Here is a 5426-nt window from a genome sequence, read left to right as displayed (position 1 = left end):
TGCAGCAAACTTGTGGCGGAAACCGGCGGGATTCCTCAGGCCCGCACCACCCGGTTACGCCCTTGGGCCTTGGCCTCGTACAGGGCACGGTCGGCCCGTGCCAGGGGCTGCTCGATGCGTGCCTCCTCCGGAGAGCACTCGGCGACGCCGATGCTTACCTTGAAGCCGAACGCCGCTGCCGCCGTATCGGAATCGCAGCGGATATCGCCGATCGCCCGCCTGATCCGGTCCGCCACCAGCATCGCCTCGTCTCCGACGGTTTCCGGCAGGACGATGGTGAACTCCTCGCCTCCCATGCGCCCGACCATGTCGATCTCCCGCAGCAGCCCGACGCAAGTCGCGGCGAGGGCGCACAGGGCGCGGTCGCCGCAGGCATGGCCGTAGGTGTCGTTGATCCGCTTGAAGTGATCGATGTCCAGCGTCATCAGGCTGAAAGGACTTCCGAAGCGCTGAAGGCGCAGCAACTCCCGCTCCGCCCGCTCGATCAGGTGGCGCCGGTTGGCAAGACCGGTCAGGGGATCGGTCGTCGCGAGCAGCCGCAACTCCGCCTCCGTCCGCTTGCGGTCGGTGATATCGCGGATCATGGCGGTGAACAGCGGTCCGTCCGGTCCCTCCGACCGGGAAAGCGAGACCTCCACCGGAAAGACGTTGCCGTCGCGGTGCAGGCCGCTCACCTCCGGCCGGTCCACCATGGTCCGCGATTCTACGCCTTCCCGGAAGAAGCCGACGAACTGCTCCGCATGGGCGGCACGCAGGGGTTCGGGAATCAGAAGCGACAGGGGCCGACCGACGATCTCGTCCGCCCGATAGCCGAACATTCGTTCCGCCGCCGGATTGAAAAGCACGATCCGCTGCCCGACATCGACCGACACGATCGCATCGTGCGCCAGATCCAGCACGCCCTTCAACCGCTCCTCCGACGCTTTCAAGCGTTCTTCCAGATGGCTGCGGGCGATGGCGTGGCGGACCGCCCGTTCGATCATGGCGATCTCGAAGTCGCCTTTGATCAGGAAGTCCTGGACGCCCGCTTCGACCGCGGCGAGCGCCATCTCGTTATCGGCGCAACCGGTCAGGACGATCAGCGGGAGGGCCGGCGCCGCCTTGCGGATAGCGGCAATGGTGGCGAAGCCTTGGCTGTCCGGCAGAACGATGTCGAGCAGAATGACATCGAAACGGCAGTCCTTCAGGGAGCGCAGGGCGCCGGACAGCGTGCCGACCGTGGTCAGCTCGAAGCGGGGAGTGCGGTCACCGAGCACGCAAGCCACCAGAGCGGCATCGCGGGGGTTGTCCTCGACAAGCAGTACCGTGATGGCCTGAACAGGTTTCCCGCGAGTATTGAACATTTGAGTATTCGTCGACCTCGCTACAGCGGCTCTCCGCGACGAGCGCCGACGATCCCTGGTGCCGTGATCAAGCAATGATCATAGGGCAGAGCGAAACAGGATTGCCAACCGCGCCTTGCAGCCGCGACGCGTCATAGTGCAGCACCGGACCCGCCGGCCGCTTTGTCGCGCATTGCTTCTCCGTTCACCCCCATGTCCCCGATTGCTCCCTACCGCACCTGCGCGGTAAGGTCCCGGCCAACGAAGTCAGGTTCAGAACACAGGGAGTCCGCGCATGGCCATGACTGTCCGCCCCCGTCGCAGCGTCCTTTACATGCCGGGTTCCAACCCGCGCGCCATGGAGAAGGGCAAGACCTTGCAGGCGGATGGCCTGATCCTCGACCTGGAGGACGCGGTGGCGCCCGACGCCAAGGCTCAGGCGCGCACCCAGATCGGCGACGCGATCAAGGGCGGCGGCTATGGCAAGCGCGAGCTGATCGTCCGCACCAACGGCCTGAACACCGCCTGGGGCTACGAGGACCTCGTGTTCGCCGCCACATCAGGCGCCGACGCGGTGCTGCTGCCCAAGGTCGAATCGGCTGACCTGGTCCGGCAGGCGGAGCAGGTCCTGGTGGCCTCGGGCGCTCCGGCCGGTCTCAAGATCTGGTGCATGATGGAAACCCCGCTGGCGATGCTGAACGCCAAGGAGATCGCGGGCGCCTCGCCCCGGCTCGGCGCCTTCGTCATGGGCACCTCCGACCTCGCCAAGGACCTCCACGCCGCCCACACGCGCGACCGGCTGCCGATGATCACCAGCCTTGGCCTGTGCCTGCTGGCGGCCCGCGCCTATGGTCTCGCCATCCTCGACGGCGTCTATCTCGACCTCAACGACGACGAAGGCTTCGCGGCCTCCTGCCGGCAGGGCGTCGAGCTTGGCTTCGACGGCAAGACGCTGATCCACCCGAAGACGCTGGCAGCCGCCAACGCGGCCTTCGGCCCCTCGGCGGACGAGGTGGCGCATTCCCGCCGCATCATCGACGCCTTCCAGGCGGCAGTCGCCGAGGGCAAGGGCGTGGTGCTGGTGGACGGCAAGCTGGTCGAGAACCTGCACGTCGAGAACGCCCGCCGGCTGGTGGCCCTGGCCGAGGCGATCGAAGCCCTGGAAGCCGAAGCGGCCGCCTGAGCAGAAATTCATTCAGCTAAAAAACGTTCGGAGCGAGCAGGGCAATGACCAAGACCAACCCCGGCAATTATTTCGAAGATTTCAAGCTGGGCCAGGAGATCGTCCACGCGACCCCGCGCACGGTGACCGAGGGCGACATGGCACTCTATGTGGCCCTGACCGGCTCGCGCTTTCCCCTTCACTCTGCCGATACCTTCGCCCAGGACCTTGGGTACGAGGGTGCCACGATCGACGACGTGCTGGCCTTCCACGTCGTCTTCGGCAAGACGGTGCCCGACATCTCGCTCAACGCCGTCGCCAATCTCGGCTACGCGGCCGGCCGCTTCGGCGAGCCGGTCTATCCGGGCGACACCCTGTCGTCGGTCTCCGAAGTGATCGGGCTGAAGGAGAATTCCAACGGCAAGACCGGCACCGTCTATGTCCGCTCGGTCGGCGTCAACCAGCGCGGCGAGATGGTGCTGGACTACTGCCGCTGGGTGATGGTCCGGAAGCGTGACGAATCGGCCCTGGCGCCCGAGGCGGTGGTCCCCGACCTGCCGGACGCCGTGCCGGTGAGCGAGCTGATCGTCCCGGCCGGCGCCGGTTTCGCCACCTACGACACGGTCGCCGCCGGCTCGCCCCATCTGTGGGACGACTACAGCGCCGGCGAGAAGATCGACCATGTCGACGGCATGACGATCGAAGAGTCGGAGCACGCCATGGCGACCCGGCTGTACCAGAACACGGCCCGCGTCCACTTCAACCAGCACACGGAGAAGGAAGGCCGCTTCGGTCGCCGCCTGATCTATGGCGGGCACATCATCAGCATCGCGCGGGCGCTCAGCTTCAACGGTCTCGCCAATGCGGTACGCGTGGCCGCCATCAACGGCGGGCGTCACGTCGCCCCGACCTTCGCCGGCGACACGATCTATGCCTGGACCGAGATCCTGGAGAAGCAGGAGATCCCGGACCGGCGCGACATCGGCGCCCTGCGCCTGCGGACCATTGCAGTCAAGGATCGCGCCTGCGCCGATTTCCCCAATGTCGGGGCGGACGGCAAGACGGACCCGTCCGTCGTGCTCGACCTCGACTACACCGTGCTGGTTCCGCGCCGGGTCGGCTGATCATCATGAGGCAGGGTCGGGAAAGCGGGCTCAGTCGAGTTCCGCGACCTCGGCCCTGTTGAACACTTCGGACGCTTTGGCAATCTTTGGTTGGAACGGGTGGCGCTTGCGCGGATAGACCGAGTTTAGGCGCTTCACGTAGGTTTCCGTTTCCTTGTAGGGCGGAACGCCGCGATACCGCTCGACGGCGCCTTCTCCGGCATTGTAGGCGGCGGCGACCAGCGATACGTCGCCTTGGAAATAGGCCAGCAGCCAGCGCAGGTAGCGCATGCCGCCGCGCATATTGTCCTTCGCGTCGAACGGGTCCTTGACGCCGAACCGCTCGGCCGTATCCGGGATAAGCTGCATCAATCCCTGGGCATTTCGAGGAGAGACGGCATCGGTCCGGTAGTTGGACTCGATCTGCATGATGGCGAGCACGAAATTGGGATCGAGCCCGAATTCGGGAGCCATTCCGCGCACCATCTTCTCGATCTGCGCCGGCGGCATCAGGGCCACGCCGGGAGTCGGAGCAAGCGCACTGGCTACATAGCAACCCGGTGCCGGAAGGTCTTTCAGGCTGACGGCTTTCGGCATCATTTCCCTGGCTTCGGGGTGGCCCAGCTCGATCGCGCGGCGGAACCAGGACGCCGCCATCGGTTCGCTGCGGCTCACTCCCTTGCCGGACAGAAACAGGGACCCGATCTTGTAGGCCGCCACCGGATGGCCTTTGGCAGCGGCCTTGCAGTAGAGGTCGAAAGCCTTGGAGCTGTCGGATTTGGTTCCGATTCCCATTTCAAGGCGTCGTGCCAGTTCGAACTGGGCTCGCGTGCTGCCGGACTGGGCTAACGTTTCAAGCGCAAGTACTGTTTTGTCGGGTGTTTCGGCGTTGGCCTGAAATGGTGCGAAGCAGAAACCGATAATGATTAATGATTGTCGGATTGCCCGCATCACCAAACGACTTTCTTCTTATGAAAACTGACTTGTCTGAAGTAACACAGGGAAGCTGGAGCCCCAAGCCTACCTTTAGGCTATGCGATGGCCCATGAGGTTCCCGGAATCACCCGTCGGCGTTCTCCACCGCCACACCTATCGATTGTCACGAGGTTCAAATCGATACACCGTTCGGCGGTGGAGATCGTCGCGGCGTCTTACAGGACCGGAACCGCTTCGCGCTCGAGCAGCGCGGATTCGGCCAGGGCTGCGATGGCGAGCGACGCCGTGATACCGGGGGACTCGATGCCGTAGAGGTTGAGCAAACCGGGGACGCCATGGTCGCGCGGTCCCTGGACCATGAAATCGGCGTCGGGCACCCCAGCGGGAACCAGCTTCGGCCTGATGCCGGCATAGCCCGGCTGAAGCGCGTTGTCCGGCAGACCCGGCCAGTAGCGCCGGATGGCGCCGTAGAACTTGTCGGCCCTGCGGATATCGACGTCGTAGTTCATCCGCTCGATCCACTCGACATCCGGCCCGAAACGGGCCTGCCCCGCGAGATCGAGCGTCAGGTGGACGCCCAGCCCGCCCGGCTCCGGCACGGGGTAGATCAGCCGGCTGAAGGGCGCCCGCTTCGCCAGCGAGAAGTAGTTCCCCTTGGCATAATGGATCGGCGGAATGCTGGAGGCCGCAATGCCCTCGATCAGGTGCGCGATGTCCTGGGCGTACAGGCCGCCGGCATTGACGACTGATTTGGCGAGCAGCCTGAACGGCTCCGGCCCGCCCGTTTCGATGATGATCCCATCGTCCGTCACCTTGCCGCCGGTGACAGGACTGTTGAACGCGACCATGCCCCCATGGTCTTCCATCTCACCCTGGTAGGCCAGCATCAGGCCGTGGGTATCG

Annotated in this window: 5 protein-coding genes; 2 read left to right on the top strand and 3 right to left on the bottom strand. The window is 65.2% G+C overall.

Features of this window, described 5'->3' with window-relative positions:
• Nucleotides 1–35: 35 nt before the first annotated feature.
• Nucleotides 36–1343 (bottom strand): GGDEF domain-containing protein, encoded by a 1308-nt coding sequence (locus AC5JJ6_RS39790; protein ID WP_496047345.1) that lies wholly within the window; start codon nucleotides 1341–1343, stop codon nucleotides 36–38.
• Between the two features lie 274 nt (nucleotides 1344–1617).
• Between AC5JJ6_RS39790 and AC5JJ6_RS39785 the strand changes: the two genes are divergently transcribed.
• On the top strand, nucleotides 1618–2505 hold the full coding sequence (locus tag AC5JJ6_RS39785) for an HpcH/HpaI aldolase/citrate lyase family protein (RefSeq protein ID WP_496047344.1): 888 nt from the start codon (nucleotides 1618–1620) through the stop codon (nucleotides 2503–2505).
• 44 nt (nucleotides 2506–2549) lie between these two features.
• The gene (locus tag AC5JJ6_RS39780) at nucleotides 2550–3608 is read left to right on the top strand and encodes a MaoC family dehydratase (protein WP_496047343.1); all 1059 of its coding nucleotides are present in this window, start codon (nucleotides 2550–2552) and stop codon (nucleotides 3606–3608) included.
• A gap of 30 nt (nucleotides 3609–3638) precedes the next feature.
• Here the strand turns inward: AC5JJ6_RS39780 and AC5JJ6_RS39775 are convergent, their stop codons facing one another.
• Together AC5JJ6_RS39775 and AC5JJ6_RS39770 are read right to left on the bottom strand one after the other, a co-directional pair.
• Complete coding sequence (locus tag AC5JJ6_RS39775; RefSeq protein ID WP_496047342.1) at nucleotides 3639–4538, bottom strand: transglycosylase SLT domain-containing protein; 900 nt, start codon at nucleotides 4536–4538, stop codon at nucleotides 3639–3641.
• 200 nt (nucleotides 4539–4738) lie between these two features.
• Nucleotides 4739–5426: NAD(P)/FAD-dependent oxidoreductase (locus tag AC5JJ6_RS39770; RefSeq protein WP_496047341.1), on the bottom strand; the 688-nt coding region annotated here is incomplete at its 5' end.

The organism is Skermanella sp. (assembly GCF_059503625.1).
This window is presented reverse-complemented; position numbering and strand designations above follow the sequence as displayed.

What these genes read in the sequence shown, in the direction of transcription:
- AC5JJ6_RS39790 (WP_496047345.1), bottom strand. Translation starts at nt 1,343, where the DNA reads ATGTTCAATACTCGCGGGAAACCTGTTCAGGCCATCACGGTACTGCTT.
- AC5JJ6_RS39785 (WP_496047344.1), top strand. Translation starts at nt 1,618, where the DNA reads ATGGCCATGACTGTCCGCCCCCGTCGCAGCGTCCTTTACATGCCGGGT.
- AC5JJ6_RS39780 (WP_496047343.1), top strand. Translation starts at nt 2,550, where the DNA reads ATGACCAAGACCAACCCCGGCAATTATTTCGAAGATTTCAAGCTGGGC.
- AC5JJ6_RS39775 (WP_496047342.1), bottom strand. Translation starts at nt 4,538, where the DNA reads ATGCGGGCAATCCGACAATCATTAATCATTATCGGTTTCTGCTTCGCA.